The sequence below is a fragment of the Tissierellales bacterium genome, from assembly GCA_035301805.1.
In the GTDB taxonomy this organism is placed as follows: Bacteria; Bacillota; Clostridia; order Tissierellales; family DATGTQ01; genus DATGTQ01.
Window position 1 is genome coordinate 1 of the sequence record DATGTQ010000021.1, and the last position, 16802, is coordinate 16802.

Below are 16802 nucleotides of genomic sequence, written 5' to 3' on the forward strand. Positions count from 1 at the left end.
GACATAGATTAAATCTTCTCTAAATTTTTATCTAAAATTATGTAAAATAGCAAATAAACCTACAAAAACCTCACTTTCTATCTGACCCCGCCTGTGGGGAGCGTGCTATAATAATGACATGAGCATGAAACATAGATAAATTAAGGGGTTTGAAGATCTATCTTAAAAAAAAATAAACACTTATTTATATCCATAGTAAATTAAACTATTTATATATTATAAATACATAAAATAAATATTTATGATAAAATGAAATTACTAGAGATGACTAAGATATGTATTTGAGCGGAGAAGGAGGTTGATGACCTTGAAATGGTCAGAAGCAAGGGGAAATTATCCAAATAAATGGTTACTATTTGAAGCCATAGAAGCATATTCAAAGGATGGGCAAAGAGTTGTTGAAGAGCTCTCTGTTATTAATATATTTGATGAGGGTAAAGATGCCCTTAAAGAGTATTCTGAAAAACATAAAAAAGACAAAAATAGGGAAATGTATGTCTATCACACAAACAACAAAGAACTAATAATAGAAGAGAGAAATTGGATTGGGGTTAGAAAGTATGGTTAAATTAGATCTTAAATACGGACTTCCATTTTGTAAAATTACCCTTATCTATAAAGGTAAATTTATGGCATTAGACAATGTACTTATAGATACTGGATCAGGTGGTACTGTTTTGAAAATGGATAGGGTAGATGAATTAGGAATTACAATAGAAAAAGATGACACTATAGAAACTATTTCAGGAGTTGGTGGAGTAGAATTTGTATACAAGAAAAATATTGATAGAATAAAACTTGGGAATTTAGTAATTAGTAACTTTACAATTGAAGTAGGAGTCATGGATTATGGATTTGAAATAAATGGAATAATAGGTATGGATTTTTTAAAGGAAGTAGGAGCAATTATTGATTTAGATAAAATGGCTATATATGATATAAAAATATAAATATAAAATATATGGAATATGTCATATAAGTAGATTTATGTAAATCAATTAATTATAGGGCGGAGGGATGAAGATATGGATATTAAATTAGCTACTCCAAAATGTGAAGATTATTATGAGGTTGATAAACTATTATTACACTTGCATAATAAACATGTAGCTGATTATCCAACTTTCTATAATGAATTAGATGCTTTTAATAATCAAGAAGAATACAATAAATTTATCAAGAAAGATGGTAGAATTATTATACTCGCTAAACAATTAGAAGGAGTTGTAGGGCTACTATGGGCAGAGATAAAAGAAAAGCCTGAAAGTAAATATATTAAAAGTCGTAAAGAGTTATGGCTGGAAGGGATAATCGTCAATAATTGTTATAGGAATTTAGGGATAGGCAAATTGCTTATGGAAGAACTAATATTCATAGGTAAAAAGGGCAATTTTGATAGTATAGAATTAATGGTGTGGAATAAGAATGACGAAGCAATAAACCTCTATAAGAAGTATTTTGAAAAAAGGGCAATCATTATGACATATCCTTTATAGAGTGATGAAGTAGAATAAGACACATAATTTATTTTTTACGTCGCAGTTGTAAGCGCCTCGTGTCAAGTTAATGACACGAATATATTCAAGCAATCTAAGATAATAAAAAATACAATAAACATAGTAAGCAACTAGCTTAGAGAGAATTAATCAATAAATTAGTTCTCTCTAAAATATATCTAAAACTATAAAAACATCTTAAAATCATGTAAAATACCCTAATTTCACCCGACTCAGCCTCTGGAACAGGGGTATGTTTTCAGAAGCAATAAATTATATAAATTAGAGTTTCCCCATTTTTTTATATTTAAAACTTTTAAACTTTGATTTTTCAATGCTTTCAGCATACATTTCCATGTGTTGGAAGTAACCCCTGAAAGTTTGTTGACATGAGGGGTTAATGAAATAATGGGGAAACTCTAATTAAAATTACTATTGACAAAGTAAAAACTTATTAATATAATATAGCTGGAACATGGTTCCGATATTATTTTAGAAGAGGAGAAAAATATGTCTGAAATGATAGTTGCTGTAGACCGTGCTTTAGAGATTTTGCTAACTCTATACAATAATGGAAAAGAAATGGGAGTCTCTGAAATTGGCAGAATATTAGATCTACATAAAAGTACAATCCATAGATCCTTAGCTACTTTAGAGAACAAAGGTTTTGTATATCAAAACAAAGAAACTGGCAAGTATTGGCTAGGAATTAAGATTTATGCTATGGGTTTACTCATTGGTGAAAAATTATCTTTAGGAGATTTAGTTAAACCTTATGCGAAAGAACTTTTTGATGAATTTCAGGAGGTAGTCAATGTTTCTATTTTAGACAAAAGTTCAACGGGTGCATATAAAACTATTATAATATTAAAAGAGGTAGATACAAATAAAGTACTTTCAGTAAATCCTAACATTGGTTCTAGTTCTGATGCCCATACTTCATCTGTAGGAAAATGTTTACTTGCATTTTCTAAGGATATTGATTTTGAGAAAGTATCAAAAAAACCTTTAAAAGAATATACAGAAAATACTTTATCAAATTGGGATGATCTAATTGATGAACTTGAAGAAGTAAGGAAAAATGGTTATGCAATAGATGATGAAGAACAAGAAATAGGACTTACATGTATAGGAGCACCTATATTAGATAGAGAAGGACATGCTGTTGCAGCTATTAGTTTGTCAGGTCCTAGTTCTAGGATGAAAAAAGGGGATTTTGAAGAAAAAATCTTAAAAGTTAAGGAAACGGCTCAAAATATTAGCATGGTTGTTAGACAGTTAAATTAGGAAAAGTATATAAGTCAGGTGGGTATATATCCACCTGATGATAGAAATATATATATTTTTTTATACCCTATTTTCGGAACGATGTTCCGGATATTGCGTAACAAAAGATAGTTATAAAAATGGAGGGCAGAAAATGGAAACCAATGAGGGAAAAATAGATCCAAGTTTAAGGCTTTCTTTATTTGTAATTTTATCAATAATCACAATATTGTTTTTAGGAATATTATTATTTAATGTAGACCTTCATGTATTGTTGATTATAGCACTAAGCTTTAGTTGTATTGTATCTTATAGATTAGGATATAACTTTGACGAGCTAACAGAAGGTATGAAAAAAAGTATCAGCGAAATAATGCCTGCTATGATGATATTTATTCTAATTGGTGTAATAATTAGCTCTTGGATTAGTTCAGGGACGGTGCCGGCAATTATATATTATGGACTTCAATTTCTTAATCCTAGTTTATTTCTTCCAATAGGTTTAGTATTATGTAGTGTAACTTCATTAGCTATTGGAACTTATTGGGGGACCGTAGGGACTATAGGAATAGCTTTAATGGGAATGGGAAATGGTTTAGGAATTCCAGCACCTATAACAGCAGGAATGATAATTTCAGGAGCATATTTTGGTGATAAAATGTCACCTATTTCCGATACTACTAATCTTGCTGCAGCAGCATCTGGTTCTGATTTATATGATCATATTAAATCTATGGCTTATACTACAATACCATCTTATATAATAGCTCTAATTATATATGCATTAATAGGTCTTAAATATTCAAAAGGTGCAGTGAATAGAGAGGAAATTGATTTATTGATAAAGACATTAGGTTCAAATTTTAATATGAATCCAATAGTATTTTTACCGATGGTAATATTGTTTACATTAAATATAAAAAGAGTACCAGCAGTACCAGCTATGATAATTGGTTCTGCAACAGCTGTTATTATAGCTGTCATAGTGCAGGATTCATATATAAATCAAGTTATATACTCAATAAACTATGGTTATTCAGGTAATACAGGAGTTGAACTGGTAGACAAGCTGTTAAATAGGGGTGGTATCCAAAGTATGATGTGGACTTTTTCCCTAGCTTTTATTGCCATATCTTTAGGTGGAGTATTAGAACATGTAGGATATTTGAGAACTTTGATAGGTAGCTTTATACATAAAATTCATAGCCCAGGGTTATTGTCGATAATAGTTATCTTGTCAACAACTATTGGAAGTGCAGCTATGGGAGAGGTTTATTTAAGTATTATTCTAAATGGCAACTTATACAAGGATGAGTTTAAGAATAAAGGTTTAAAACCTTCTATGTTAAGTAGATATTTAGAAGAAGGAGGAACTTTAACTCAAGTCTTTATACCTTGGTCAACAGGAGGAGCTTTTGTGGCATCAACTCTTGGGGTTGGAACATTTGAATATGCACCCTATGCATTGTTAAATTATATAAATCCAATTGTATCAATAATCTTTTCCTTCTTAGGTATCTTTGTACTTTGGGAAAGTAGGCCAATGGAGAAAATGATAAATCTTAATAAGTCAGAATCTATTCAATTTTAAAATTTGATTATAAATATAAGAAAAGGAGATTTATATGAATATTCTAGTTATTAATCCAGGAGGTACATCAACTAAAATATCTGTATTTGAAAACGAAAATGAAATTTTTAAAAAGAGTATAAAACATACCCAAGAAGACTTAAATAATTTTGAAACTGTATTTGATCAATATAAATATAGGAAAAATTTAATATTAAATACTTTAAGCGAAAATGGTTTTCAAATGTCAAACTTTGATTGTGTAGTAGGTAGAGGTGGTTTGATGAAAGCTATTAGTGGTGGCACATATAAGGTGAATGAAAAGAGGGGAAATAGTTATGAAAGAAATAGTATTTGCAGGAGCAGGTGGACAAGGAGTACTTACGTCAGGATTATTAATATCTCAAATTGCTGTTTTTAAGGGGTATCATGCAACATGGATTCCTCAATATGGCTCAGCTATGAGGGGGGGAACTGCTAATTGTACGGTGAAGTTTGGTAAAGAGTATATATATAACCCATCTCAAGAGGAGCCAGACGTATTATTGGCTATGAATACTCCTTCTTTTGAAAAGTTTCTTCCTTTAGTAAAACCAGGAGGCACTATCATTATAAACAGTGATATGGTAGATTCTGAAATAAATACAAGGGATGATATTAAAATAGTAGAAGTTCCTTGTCTAACTATGGCTGAAGGTATTAATCATCCTAAGGGTGCCAATATAATTATGGCAGGAGTAATTGTAAAAATAACAAAATATTTCACAGAAGAAGAGGCACTAAACGGAATGAACGATATGTTCAGAAAGAAAGGGAAGGAGAAGTTTGAAAAGTTTAATACAGAAGCATTTAAATTAGGATATAATTTTATCTAATATTAAAGGTTTAAAATTTTATTAAACTTTCCATTCTAAAAATATATGCTTCTTTTAAAGAAGCGAAGTGATATAATATATAAATATAATACTAGAACCTACACAATGTATAATATATGTGTAGGTTCTAGTATTATAGGGCAAATATACTATACAGATGATTATTACAAGAGTATATAGTTAATAAGATGTAGACAGAAAAATATATAATATATTATAAGAGATAGTTTAGTATTAATTTATGGAAAGGAAGCTAATTATGAAAAGATTTATTGAACTAAGCAATATTGAGAAAATATATAAAACAGGAGAGGTAGAAATAAAAGCTCTAGATGGAATGGATTTCTCTATAGATAAAGGAGAGTTTGTAATAATAGTAGGAGCTAGTGGTGCCGGTAAAAGTACTGTTTTAAATATAATGGGGGGTATGGATTCTCCAACTAGTGGTGAACTAATAGTAGATGGAGATGAAATTAGTAAATACAATCCAAAAGAATTAACTTCCTACAGAAGATATGATATAGGTTTTGTATTCCAATTTTATAATTTAGTTCAAAATCTTACAGCCCTTGAAAATATAGAACTGGCTACACAAATATCTAAAGATCCTTTTAAGCCAGAAGAAATTTTAGAGCAAGTAGGTCTTAAAGATAGGATGGATAATTTCCCAGCACAACTTTCTGGGGGAGAGCAACAAAGGGTAGCTATTGCAAGGGCCTTAGCTAAAAATCCTAAATTATTATTATGTGATGAACCAACGGGGGCTTTAGATTATAACACTGGTAAAGCTATTTTAAAATTATTACAGGATACTAGTAGAAATATGGGGATGACTGTAGTAGTTGTTACTCATAACACGGCTATTGTTCCTATGGCAGATAAAGTTATAAGTATTAGAAGTGGAAAAGTAGAAAGTACCACTATTAATGATAAACCTATACCCGTAGAGAGGATTGAGTGGTAGTATGAAAAATGCCTTACTTAAAGATATATTTAGGGAAATAAAAGGTTCTCTTAGTAAGTTTTTTTCTATTTTTGCTATAGTAGCTTTAGGAGTAGGGTTTTTTGCTGGAATTAAGGCAACTTGTCCAGATATGAAAATTACTGCAGATAAATACTTTGATGAATATAGACTTATGGATATAAGACTTGTATCAACTATAGGTTTTAATGATGAAGATGTGGATATGATTAAAAAAGTATCAGAAGCAGAAGGTGTTCAGTCTAGCCATTCTATAGATGTTTTAGTTAATGGAAAAGATGGGGATATGGTTTTAAAAGTTCTTTCCTTACCAATAGATAAGATTAAAAATCCTGATGAGTCCTATATAAATAGAACAAAATTAGTAGAAGGAAGATATCCTAAAAAGCCGGGAGAAGCTGTTGCTGAAAAGGGTAAAATGAATAATTCAGAATTAGTAATAGGTTCTAAAGTAAAATTATTTTCTGGAACTGATGAAAATATTAATGAAAATTTAAAAAGAGATAAGTATACTATTGTAGGTATGGTAGAAACCCCTTATTATATAACAGATGAAAGAGGTACTACGGATATTGGAAATGGGAAAGTAGATAGTTTTATAATGATTCCTGATGAAAATTTTAAAATGCCTGTTTACACAGATGTTTTTTTAATTTTTAAAAATGCCCGGGAAAAATTAACCTTTGATAATGAATATAATGAGATTCTTGAACCAGTAAGGAAAAGTCTTGATAAGTTAGGAAAGACTAGGGCTAAAAAGCGTTATGATGAAATAATAGATGAGGCAAATGAAAAGCTAAATGATAGTAAAGAAGAACTTAAAGATGGAGAGAGAATAGCTGAAGAGGGGTTAGCAGCGGCAGAAAAAGAAATTGAAAAGGGAGAGAAGGAAATATTAGATGGTGAAAATAAGCTTAATGAAAAAGAAAAGGAATTTAAAGATACTATAAAGGAAGCGGAAAATAAGATAGCTAATGGGGAAAGAGAATTAGAAAAGGGAGAAAAAGAATATAAAGAAAGATACAAAGTTTTTACAGAAGCTAAAAAACAAGCAGAAATTGAAATTCCTAAAGCAGAAAATAAGATAAAGGAAAGTGAAAATCAAATATCCCAGGCTAAAGCTAATAGGAAAGAAATAGAAAAACAATTAGAAGAGCTAGAAAAATTTGAAGAAGAATTAGGTGAATTACCTGAAGAATTACAAAAAGAAAAATTAAAACTTCAGCAAGGTTATGCTGAAATTAATGAAAAATTAGAAGCTGGGGAAAAAGAACTAAAGAAAGGTAAAGCTGAGTTAGAGTTAAGAAAAAAAGAGTTAGAAGAAGGAGAAAAAGAGCTTACGGTAGCCAGAAAAACATTAGATAATTCAAAAGAAGAATTAGGCAAGGAAAAATCAAAACTTAAGGATGCAAAGATAAAAGCTGAAAATGAATTTGCTATTGGTCGCAAAGAATTGGAAGACTCTAAAGAAGAACTAGAAAAAGGAAAAGAAGGTTATGAAAAGGCTGAAAAAGAAACAGAGGAAGAATTAAAAGAAGCACGTGAAAAAATAGCTGAAGGTGAAGAGGAAATAAAAGGTATTAAGGAACCAAAATGGTATGTAATTAAGAGAAATCAAACCTTAGATTTTATAGATTATGAAATGGCAGCAGATAGAATAGATGCTATTGCAAAAGTATTTCCAGTATTCTTTTTTCTTATAGCGGCTTTAGTATCTTTTACGACTATGACTAGAATGGTTGATGAACAAAGAATATATATAGGTACTCTTAAAGCTTTAGGTTATAGTAAAATAGCCATAGCCTCTAAATATATTATATATGCAGGTCTTGCCAGTATAGGTGGCGGTATATTAGGAGTATTACTAGGTTTTAAGGTTTTTCCTACTATAATATTTAATTCTTATAGAATTATGTATATAATGCCCCCTATAGTAACGGAGTTCAATATATACTATGCTATAATTTCAATAATATTTGGGGTGTTTTCCACTACATTTGCTGCTTGGTCTTCAGTTTATAAAGAGCTTGTAGAAACTCCTGCATTACTTATGCGGCCAAAAGCTCAAAAATCAGGAAAGAGGATTTTACTTGAAAGAATAAAACCTATATGGTCTAGACTTAATTTCACACAAAAGGTTACTGTTAGGAATTTAATTAGATATAAAAAACGGTTATTTATGACTATACTGGGTGTAGGAGGCTGTACCGCCTTAATGGTAGCAGGATTTGGTCTTAAAGATTCTATTTTAGAAACTCCCAAAAAACAATATGACGAAATATATCAATATGATATGGTGGTAGACTTGAAAGATGAAGGGCTGAAAGATGCTAGGAAGTTAGTGGAAAAAAATAAAGGAATATCTGAGTATTTATTAATAAAGGAAGAAAATATTAAACTGGGTGTTAAAGAAGAAAAAGATGCTTCCCTTATTGTTCCCAAAGATTTCAATAGAATGGAAAATTTTATAGTTTTGAGAGATAGGGTAACGGGAGAAAAAATCCCATTAAGAGATGACGGAATAATTTTAACAGAAAAAATGTCTAATTTATTGGGTGTAAATCTTGGAGATGAACTATATATTAAAGATGAAGGTAATGAAAAGGTAAAAGTGAAGATAACAGGAATTACTGAAAACTACGTTGCTCATTATATATATATGACTCCAAAATTGTATGAAAAACTTTATGATGAAGAAGTAGGATTTCAAAAATTATTAACCAAAAATGTTGATACATCTGATAAATTTGAAGAGGAACTATCAACAGAACTTTTAAAGAACTCTGAAGTTGTTTCTGTAGATTTTATAACTGGCATAAGTAGTAGTTATGAAGATATGGTAGGTAGCTTAGATTATGTGGTATTAGTATTAATTATTTCTGCAGGAGCTTTGGCTTTTGTAGTTCTATATAATTTAACCAATGTAAATATTAGTGAAAGAATGCGAGAAATAGCCACTATTAAAGTTCTTGGATTTTATGATAATGAAGTTTCTGCCTATGTATATAATGAGAATACTGTTTTAACTATAATAGGCATAATATTAGGGTTAATTATGGGATACTTTCTTCATAGATATATTATTTTAACTGGTGAAATAGACTATATAATGTTTGGAAGATTAATTAGACCCATAAGTTTTGTATATTCGGCTATTTTAACAATTATATTTGCTGTATTAGTAAACTTTGCAATGTATTTTAAATTACGAAAAATAGAAATGGTAGAATCTCTAAAATCCGTTGAATAGTATTAATAAACTCATAGATAAATGATTTATCTATGAGTCTATTATATTATTTAAATTTTATATCCCAGGAAATTCTTTTCTTTTTTTCTCAGTGTATTCTTCTAACATATCTTTTTCTGTTGTGTTTTTACAAAGTAGGCTTGTAAGTCCTTTTGTAGCTTCCTCATCATTATCATAACTATTTAAGATCCTACATACATAGCATTCACCAGTAGATAGTTCATGTAAAACATAGCCTTTCGTTAAACCTTCATTTACAAATTTCATTAAAAAACCCTCCTCGCAATTTCAATAAATAATTTCCAATAGAAAAAGTCCTTCCTATTTCAATAAGAAGGACTTAAATTAGCCATTTTATTATAACACCTCCTTATCGTTGTTAGCAGAACCACCTTACTATTCAGTAGGTTGGTATAGGGTCATTGAGCTAACTCTCTACCCTAATCTTGATAAGCAATATTAACTTGTATATTTATTGTATCATAATTTAGAGGAATTGTATAATATGCTATAATATTTTTAATAGTATAATGTTTTTTAAAATATGAGTAGTTGAAAGGATGTAGAAATGAGTAAAATATTAGTATTAGCAGAAAAACCTTCTGTAGGTAGGGATATAGGAAGAGTTTTAAACTGCAATAATAAAAGAAATGGTTATTTAGAAGGGAATAAATATATAGTGACTTGGGCTTTGGGCCATTTAGTAACTATAGCTGGACCAGGAGATTATAATAAAAGGTATGAATCTTGGAAATTAGAAGATTTACCTATACTTCCTCCATACTTAAAGCTTAAGGTTATAAAATCCAGTAGCAAGCAGTTTTATATAGTAAAGAAACAGATGAATAGAAAAGATGTATCTGAAATAGTAATTGCTACAGATGCAGGTCGAGAAGGAGAACTTGTAGCTAGATGGATTATAGAAAAGGCTCATGTAAATAAACCTATTAAACGACTTTGGATTTCATCTGTTACTGATAAGGCTATAAAAGATGGATTTAATAAATTAAGACCTGGTAAAGATTATGAAAGTCTTTATGAATCTGCTGTTGCACGGGCAGAGGCAGATTGGGTTGTAGGAATAAATGCTACTAGGGCTTTAACATGTAAACATAATGCTCAACTTTCCTGTGGTAGAGTACAAAGTCCTACTTTAGCAATGATAGCTAAAAGGGAAGAAGAAATAAGGAACTTTAAGGGAAAAGAATATTATGGAATAGATGCTTTCTTTAATAAATTAAAGTTAGTATGGCAAGAAAAAGGTAGTAATCAAAGAAGAACTTTTAATAAGGAAAAATGTGATAAAGCTCTTAATAGTATAAATGGAAAGGATGCCAAGGTTGTAGATGTAAGAAAGGTAGATAAAAGGAGTTATCCGCCAAAGTTATATGATTTAACTGAACTTCAAAGAGATGCTAATAGAATATTTAATTATTCAGCAAAGGAAACACTTTCTATTATGCAAAATCTATATGAAAGACATAAATTATTAACTTATCCAAGAACAGATTCTAGGTATATTTCTGAAGATGTAGTAGGTACTTTAGATGAAAGAATTAGGGCTTGTAATATTGGTTCCTATAATAAATTTGCTTCTAAAATTTTAAAGAAACCTATAAGAGGAAATAAATCATTTGTAGATAATAGTAAGGTTTCAGATCATCATGCCATTATTCCAACAGAAGAGAGGGTATTATTAAGTGAGTTAAGCAATAAAGAACGAAATATATATGATTTAGTTCTTAAACGATTTTTTGCAGTTCTATATCCTCCTTTTAAATATGAAGAAACAACTATAAAAGTTAAAATAGGAGAGGAAACTTTTATTGCTAAAGGTAAAAATATTATATCCCAAGGTTGGAAAGAAGTTTATTCCAATGATTATCAAGAGGAAGAAGATGATGCTATTTTAGAACAAGTATTGCCAAGCATAAAGAAAGGAGATACTTTAAGAATATCTTCAATTGTTCAAACCAAGGGTATGACTAGACCACCAGCACCCTTTAATGAAGGAACTTTATTATCGGCTATGGAAAACCCAAAAAGGTATATGGAGGGAGAAAGTAAAGAGTTAATTAATATAATTGGAGAAACTGGCGGTATTGGTACAGTAGCTACAAGGGCGGATATTATTGAAAAGTTATTTAATACCTTTTTAATAGAGAAGAGAGGTAAGGATATTTTCATAACTTCAAAAGGAAAACAACTTCTTGAATTAGTTCCAGAAGAATTAAAATCCCCTGCATTAACGGCAGAGTGGGAACAAAAGCTTGGGGCTATAGCTAAGGGTAAATTGAAAAGGAAGACTTTTATAAATGAAACGAAGGAATACTCAAAATCTATTGTCAAAGAAATTAAAAACAGTGATGCAGTATTTAGACATGACAATATAACTAGAAGTAAATGTCCTGAATGTGGTAAGTATATGTTAGAAGTAAAAAATAAAAAAGGCACTATGTATATTTGCCAGGATAGAGAGTGTGGATATAGGAGAAATATTTCTCAAAGGACTAATGCTAGATGTCCAAACTGTAAAAAAAGATTAGAATTACGTGGAGAAGGAGAAGGTAGAATCTTTACTTGTAGTTGTGGATATAGAGAAAAGCTTTCCGCATTTAATGAAAGAAAGAAAAAGTATAATAATAAGGTTTCTAAAAAGGAAGTCAATAGATACCTTAAAAAACAAAAGAAAGAAAACAAAGAGCCTATTAACACCCAATTAGCAGACGCTCTTTCAAAACTTAAATTGGATTAGTTGAAAAGAAACAGTTTTTCTAGCTGTTTCTTTTCTATTTTTTAATTTCAAGAAACTATAAAATATATTGTAAAATAGTTGACAAATAAAAAACTAAAGGCTATTATACGTATATAACCATATGGACATATAAGAATATGGCTCTGCTCATTATTATATACGTTGGGAGGAAATAATATGGGAAATAAAGCAAAATTATATTTACTTACAGGATTTTTAGGTTCAGGAAAGACTACTTTTCTTACTAATATTCTAGAGGATTTATCAGATAATAAAGTGGCAGTTATAATGAATGAATTTGGTAAGGTAGGAATAGACGGCCCTATAATAGAAAAAGAAGGAATGGAGCTTGTAGAAATAAATAAAGGTTCTATATTTTGCTCCTGTTTACAACTTTCGTTTGTATCAGCTTTAGTGGAAATGGCAGATAGAAATATGGAATATGTTTTTGTTGAAAGTTCAGGATTGGCAGATCCATCAAATATAGGAGAATTCTTAGATGCAGTAGAAGTGGCAAAAGGTGATGTATATGATTATAGTGGAGCAATCTGTATCGTAGATGGAGTTAATTTTTTAGAGCAAATAGAAAAGGAAGAAACTGTTGAAAGACAGCTTAAATTCTGCCACTTAGCAGTTATATCTAAAGTTGATCTAATAGATAATGAGAAACTAAATAAAGTAAAAGCAAAAATTAGAGAAGTAAATGAGAAAGTACCTATTGTAGAATCTATAAATGGTGAAATAGATTATAATTTCCTGGGAGAAGATCTTATAGGAAAAGGCTGGCTTGGAGTAGAAGATACTACTAATACTCCAGAAAATAGACCGAAAACTTTAACATTAACTTATGATGGCAATATAACTAAGGATCAACTTACTCAATTTATAGATACTATTAAAAAAGACTGTTATAGAATGAAAGGTTTTTTCAAGCTTGAAGATGGTTGGAATCAAGTTGATGTAGTTGGTAAAAGAATAGATTATAAATTAACTAATAAAAATGAAGAGAAATCTCAATTAATTATAATATCTAAAGTTGGGCCTCAAATAATTAGACCAATATTTAGTAATTGGGAAGAAATTGTAGGAGATAAGATGAAATTAAGATAATTAAGGGAGAGGAAGAAATATAATGGAAAAGCTTACGAATTATTTTAAATTACTTTCGGATGAAACTAGATTAAGAATAATGGCCCTTTTATACCATGGGGAATTTTGTGTTTGTCAATTAAGTGGCATAACAGGAATATCTCAGCCAAATATGTCTAAACATCTTGGGAAGCTTAGAGATGCAGGGTTAGTAAAAGATGAGAGAAAGGAACAATATATTTTCTATTCTTTAAATATTGAAGAAGAATTGTTCGAAAATATACTTAAAGATATAGCTGAAAACATAGAAGACTATTCCACTTTGAAATTAGATATAGAGAAAAGTAAAGCAGCAGCAAAATATATTGAAATAGCTAACAAGAGCAAAAGAATTTCAAAATAATAGAGTATAGTTTTAAATTGAAAATAAAGTATTTAAATTACGACTATATTTATTGTATGAGGTGGTAATTAAATGGCTATATTTACTTTTTTAAATGACCAATTACTTAAGATGAAATGGCTTTGGAATTTGATAGAGATATTAGTAGAAAAGTTCTTTAAACTATCTATAAATAGCCGTATAGGTGGTAGTATTCACTTTTTCATCTATGATACTATAAAAATATTTATACTTTTATCAGTAATGATTTATTTAATATCCTATATCCAAAGTTATTTTCCACCAGAGAGAACTAAGAAAATTATTGGTGGTATCAAGGGCGTTAAAGGAAATATATTAGGAGCTTTATTAGGCATTTTAACCCCCTTTTGTAGTTGTTCTAGTATACCTATTTTTGTAGGTTTTGTTTCTGCAGGATTACCTTTAGGAGCTACTTTTTCATTTTTAATATCTTCACCTATGATTGATTTGGCATCTCTTATGCTGCTAATGTCTTTCTTCGGTACTAAAATTGGAGTAGTTTATGTAGTAGTAGGTGTAATTGTAGCAGTTATGGGAGGAGTATTAATTAATAATTTAAAGATGGAAAAGTATGTTGAAGATTACGTATGGGCAGTAGATGGTGCTGAGGTTGAACCTAAGGGAATGACTCGTAAAGATAGAATGGAATTTTCAAAGGATCAGGTAAAAGATATAGTTGGTAGAGTATGGCCCTATATTTTAGTCGGAGTAGGTATAGGTGCAGGAATTCATAATTGGGTTCCCCAATCTATTATAGAAAGAATTTTAGGAGAGAATAATCCTTTCTCAGTTTTAATAGCTACTTTTATTGGTATACCAATTTATGCTGATATATTTGGTACTCTTCCAATAGCAGAAGCTTTGTTGGCTAAAGGAGTAGGGATTGGTACAGTTATAGCTTTTATGATGGGAGTAACTACTCTTTCAATTCCATCTTTAGTAATGTTAAGTAAGGTTGTAAAACCAAAATTATTAATTACATTTGTAGCTATTGTAACGTTGGGAATAATAATAGTTGGATACGGACTTAATGCTTTTTCCTTTATATTTGTATAGCAATGAATTAGAGAATATAGATGTTTGTGAATAGAAATATATTTTAGAAGGGAGGAAATAGAATCTATCATGTTTTTTCGCAACTAAAAATATAGTTTATTATGACTAGATTCTGTATAGTTTTATGGAAATAAAAATATTAGGTGTAGGTTGTTCTAAATGTGATAAATTAGAAAAAAATTTAAATAAGGCTTTAGAAGACTTAAAATTAGATGCTACTATAGAAAAAGTAGCTGATTTAAAGGAAATTGTAGCTTATGGTGTTATGAATCCCCCAGCTCTTGTTATAGATGATGAGGTAAAAACCGTGGGTAAAGTTCCAAAGGTGAAAGAAATAAAAAAGTATTTTAGCTGAGTATTAAAGGACCTTGAAACCTTGTTTTCAAGGTCCTTTAATTTAGACTAATTCTATAGTAAATTACTAACAAATATGTTCTCAGTTTATACATTAGAAAATAAAATTTCTATAATTAATTAATGTTATTAACAAATTCTATTAATTCCTTCACAAATTCTTCATTTAAAGGTAAATCTGGTTTACTATAGGTGGCAAAGTTTCTATTTTTACTTTTAGGAGCATCTTTTAATATATGGTTCATCTTTTCTATTAGTATTAACTTAGAGTCTGGATTTCCTTGATGTAAATTTTCAGCATCCTCAACAGTAACTTGAAGATCATTTGTACCTTGGACAATTAATATTGGGACTTCTATTTTTGATATTTCTTCAGTAGGATTATATTTAAACCATGAAATCATATAAGGTTGAACACTAGGGCGAAATAATGCTTCTAAATCCTTATCTATATTTTCAACTAGATTTCCTTTCTTTAGTTCATCTAATATAGGTTGGCTTTTTTCAGCTATTTTTCCTGGTTGATCCTTTAGTTGTCGCACTAAAGTATCGTAAGCAGAGGAACCCATACCAGCTAAGGAAACATATCCTTGAATATCAGCTTGGGAAGCAGCTACTGCACCAATAAGGGCACCTTCACTATGGCCTACAATTATAATATCAGAAAATCTTTCATCTTCTTTAAGTTTTTCCACCCAATTTCTAACATCATCAATATAATCTTCAAAGACTAGCTCTTCTTCACTTTTAATTAGACTAGAACTTTGGGCTATACCTCTTTTGTCATATCTTACTGAAGATACACCTTCTTCAGCTAAAGCCTCAGCTATCATTTTTAAACTATTATTTTCCCCAGAAATAGAAGGATTATTTCCATTTCTATCTGTAGGACCTGAACCAGCAATTATTAAAGCTACTGTTCCCTTTTCCATTTTTTCAGGGGTCATTAAAGTCCCATAAATTGTTCCATCTTCAGTTTCTAAATTATATTCTTCTTCACTATAGTTTTTCCCATGGCTTATTCCATCATTAGTACCATCTTTTTTCTTACAACCTGTAATATTTATTATGGAAATTATAATAAGGGTTAGTAAAAACAACTTAAATCTTATTTTCATAGTATTCCACCTCTCGATTATATAGTATTAATTATATTATAACATATGTTATAGTATATGTATAACAGAAAAAATAAGATACAGTAAGTTTGAAGTCAAAAAGAGAAAAATACATGGGATTGTGATGAACGGTACGCAAATGCAATGAATAACAACTTCTTATTAGAAATTGTTATTCATTGTATTTGGGATGTTGTTCATAATGACTATAATAATAGAGGCCATGGTGGTGAAAGCTTACTTTTTCTTTCTAATCTGATTTATTATAAAATAAATCAGGAACCCAATTAATGCATAAGGTAAAATATAAATTAGAACTATTATTAAATTTTGAAAAACTAACTTTATATAATATATGGAGTCATTAAAAGCATTTTTAATTTTTTGTCCAAATTTTGTTTCATTAGGGTCTTCGGGAGTTTCTTTAGCAGTATATTTATCTACTTCAGATATATCTAAATATACAGTGGAATATGAAACTTTATCATCCATATACTTTATATTGCCTATTAGACCTTCTTTTTCATTTATAGTATTATTGAGTTCATCTTCTAGTTTTAAAATATC

17 protein-coding genes and 1 riboswitch are annotated in these 16802 nt (G+C 29.7%); of the genes, 14 read left to right on the plus strand and 3 right to left on the minus strand.

The window, feature by feature from the left end; all coding sequences use genetic code 11:
* The first annotated feature begins 307 nt into the window (after window positions 1-307).
* The 9 genes from VK071_00930 to VK071_00970 all read left to right on the plus strand — a co-directional run bounded on the left by VK071_00930 (window position 308) and on the right by VK071_00970 (window position 9439).
* On the plus strand, window positions 308-568 hold the full coding sequence (locus tag VK071_00930; GenBank protein HLR33880.1) for a hypothetical protein: 261 nt from the start codon (window positions 308-310) through the stop codon (window positions 566-568).
* Window positions 561-950 carry a retropepsin-like aspartic protease gene (locus VK071_00935; GenBank protein HLR33881.1) on the plus strand — a complete coding sequence of 130 codons (390 nt, stop codon included), beginning with the start codon at window positions 561-563 and terminating at the stop codon, window positions 948-950. Before VK071_00930 ends, VK071_00935 begins: the two co-directional genes overlap by 8 nt.
* A 75-nt stretch (window positions 951-1025) precedes the next feature.
* Window positions 1026-1496 carry an N-acetyltransferase gene (locus VK071_00940; protein ID HLR33882.1) on the plus strand — a complete coding sequence of 157 codons (471 nt, stop codon included), beginning with the start codon at window positions 1026-1028 and terminating at the stop codon, window positions 1494-1496.
* Between the two features lie 510 nt (window positions 1497-2006).
* On the plus strand, window positions 2007-2783 hold the full coding sequence (locus VK071_00945; protein ID HLR33883.1) for an IclR family transcriptional regulator: 777 nt from the start codon (window positions 2007-2009) through the stop codon (window positions 2781-2783).
* Window positions 2784-2916: 133 nt separating this feature from the next.
* On the plus strand, window positions 2917-4353 hold the full coding sequence (gene nhaC, locus VK071_00950) for a Na+/H+ antiporter NhaC (GenBank protein ID HLR33884.1): 1437 nt from the start codon (window positions 2917-2919) through the stop codon (window positions 4351-4353).
* 34 nt (window positions 4354-4387) lie between these two features.
* Window positions 4388-4753, plus strand: a complete 366-nt coding sequence (locus VK071_00955; protein ID HLR33885.1) for a hypothetical protein — start codon at window positions 4388-4390, stop codon at window positions 4751-4753.
* Window positions 4671-5207 (plus strand): 2-oxoacid:acceptor oxidoreductase family protein, encoded by a 537-nt coding sequence (locus VK071_00960; protein HLR33886.1) that lies wholly within the window; start codon window positions 4671-4673, stop codon window positions 5205-5207. Before VK071_00955 ends, VK071_00960 begins: the two co-directional genes overlap by 83 nt.
* Before the next feature lie 259 nt (window positions 5208-5466).
* Window positions 5467-6171 (plus strand): ABC transporter ATP-binding protein, encoded by a 705-nt coding sequence (locus tag VK071_00965; protein ID HLR33887.1) that lies wholly within the window; start codon window positions 5467-5469, stop codon window positions 6169-6171.
* Between the two features lies 1 nt (window position 6172).
* On the plus strand, window positions 6173-9439 hold the full coding sequence (locus VK071_00970; GenBank protein ID HLR33888.1) for an FtsX-like permease family protein: 3267 nt from the start codon (window positions 6173-6175) through the stop codon (window positions 9437-9439).
* A gap of 57 nt (window positions 9440-9496) precedes the next feature.
* Here the strand turns inward: VK071_00970 and VK071_00975 are convergent, their stop codons facing one another.
* Window positions 9497-9706 (minus strand): hypothetical protein, encoded by a 210-nt coding sequence (locus VK071_00975; protein HLR33889.1) that lies wholly within the window; start codon window positions 9704-9706, stop codon window positions 9497-9499.
* Between the two features lie 100 nt (window positions 9707-9806).
* A riboswitch (SAM riboswitch) is annotated at window positions 9807-9895 on the minus strand.
* Window positions 9896-10007: 112 nt separating this feature from the next.
* On the opposite strand from VK071_00975, the gene VK071_00980 reads away from it, so the two are divergent.
* From VK071_00980 to VK071_01000, 5 genes are all read left to right on the plus strand, one after another.
* Window positions 10008-12194, plus strand: coding sequence for a DNA topoisomerase III (locus VK071_00980; GenBank protein ID HLR33890.1), 2187 nt, complete (start codon window positions 10008-10010; stop codon window positions 12192-12194).
* 177 nt (window positions 12195-12371) lie between these two features.
* Complete coding sequence (locus VK071_00985) at window positions 12372-13304, plus strand: GTP-binding protein (GenBank protein ID HLR33891.1); 933 nt, start codon at window positions 12372-12374, stop codon at window positions 13302-13304.
* 22 nt (window positions 13305-13326) lie between these two features.
* Window positions 13327-13686, plus strand: a complete 360-nt coding sequence (locus VK071_00990) for a metalloregulator ArsR/SmtB family transcription factor (protein HLR33892.1) — start codon at window positions 13327-13329, stop codon at window positions 13684-13686.
* Between the two features lie 72 nt (window positions 13687-13758).
* The gene (locus VK071_00995) at window positions 13759-14763 is read left to right on the plus strand and encodes a permease (protein ID HLR33893.1); all 1005 of its coding nucleotides are present in this window, start codon (window positions 13759-13761) and stop codon (window positions 14761-14763) included.
* A gap of 124 nt (window positions 14764-14887) precedes the next feature.
* The gene (locus tag VK071_01000; GenBank protein ID HLR33894.1) at window positions 14888-15118 is read left to right on the plus strand and encodes a thioredoxin family protein; all 231 of its coding nucleotides are present in this window, start codon (window positions 14888-14890) and stop codon (window positions 15116-15118) included.
* A 115-nt stretch (window positions 15119-15233) separates the two neighbouring features.
* Here VK071_01000 and VK071_01005 read toward each other — a convergent pair whose 3' ends face one another.
* The gene (locus VK071_01005) at window positions 15234-16235 is read right to left on the minus strand and encodes an alpha/beta fold hydrolase (GenBank protein HLR33895.1); all 1002 of its coding nucleotides are present in this window, start codon (window positions 16233-16235) and stop codon (window positions 15234-15236) included.
* A 237-nt stretch (window positions 16236-16472) separates the two neighbouring features.
* Window positions 16473-16802, minus strand: a 330-nt coding sequence (locus VK071_01010) for a DUF4349 domain-containing protein (GenBank protein ID HLR33896.1), incomplete at its 5' end; no start/stop codon positions are given.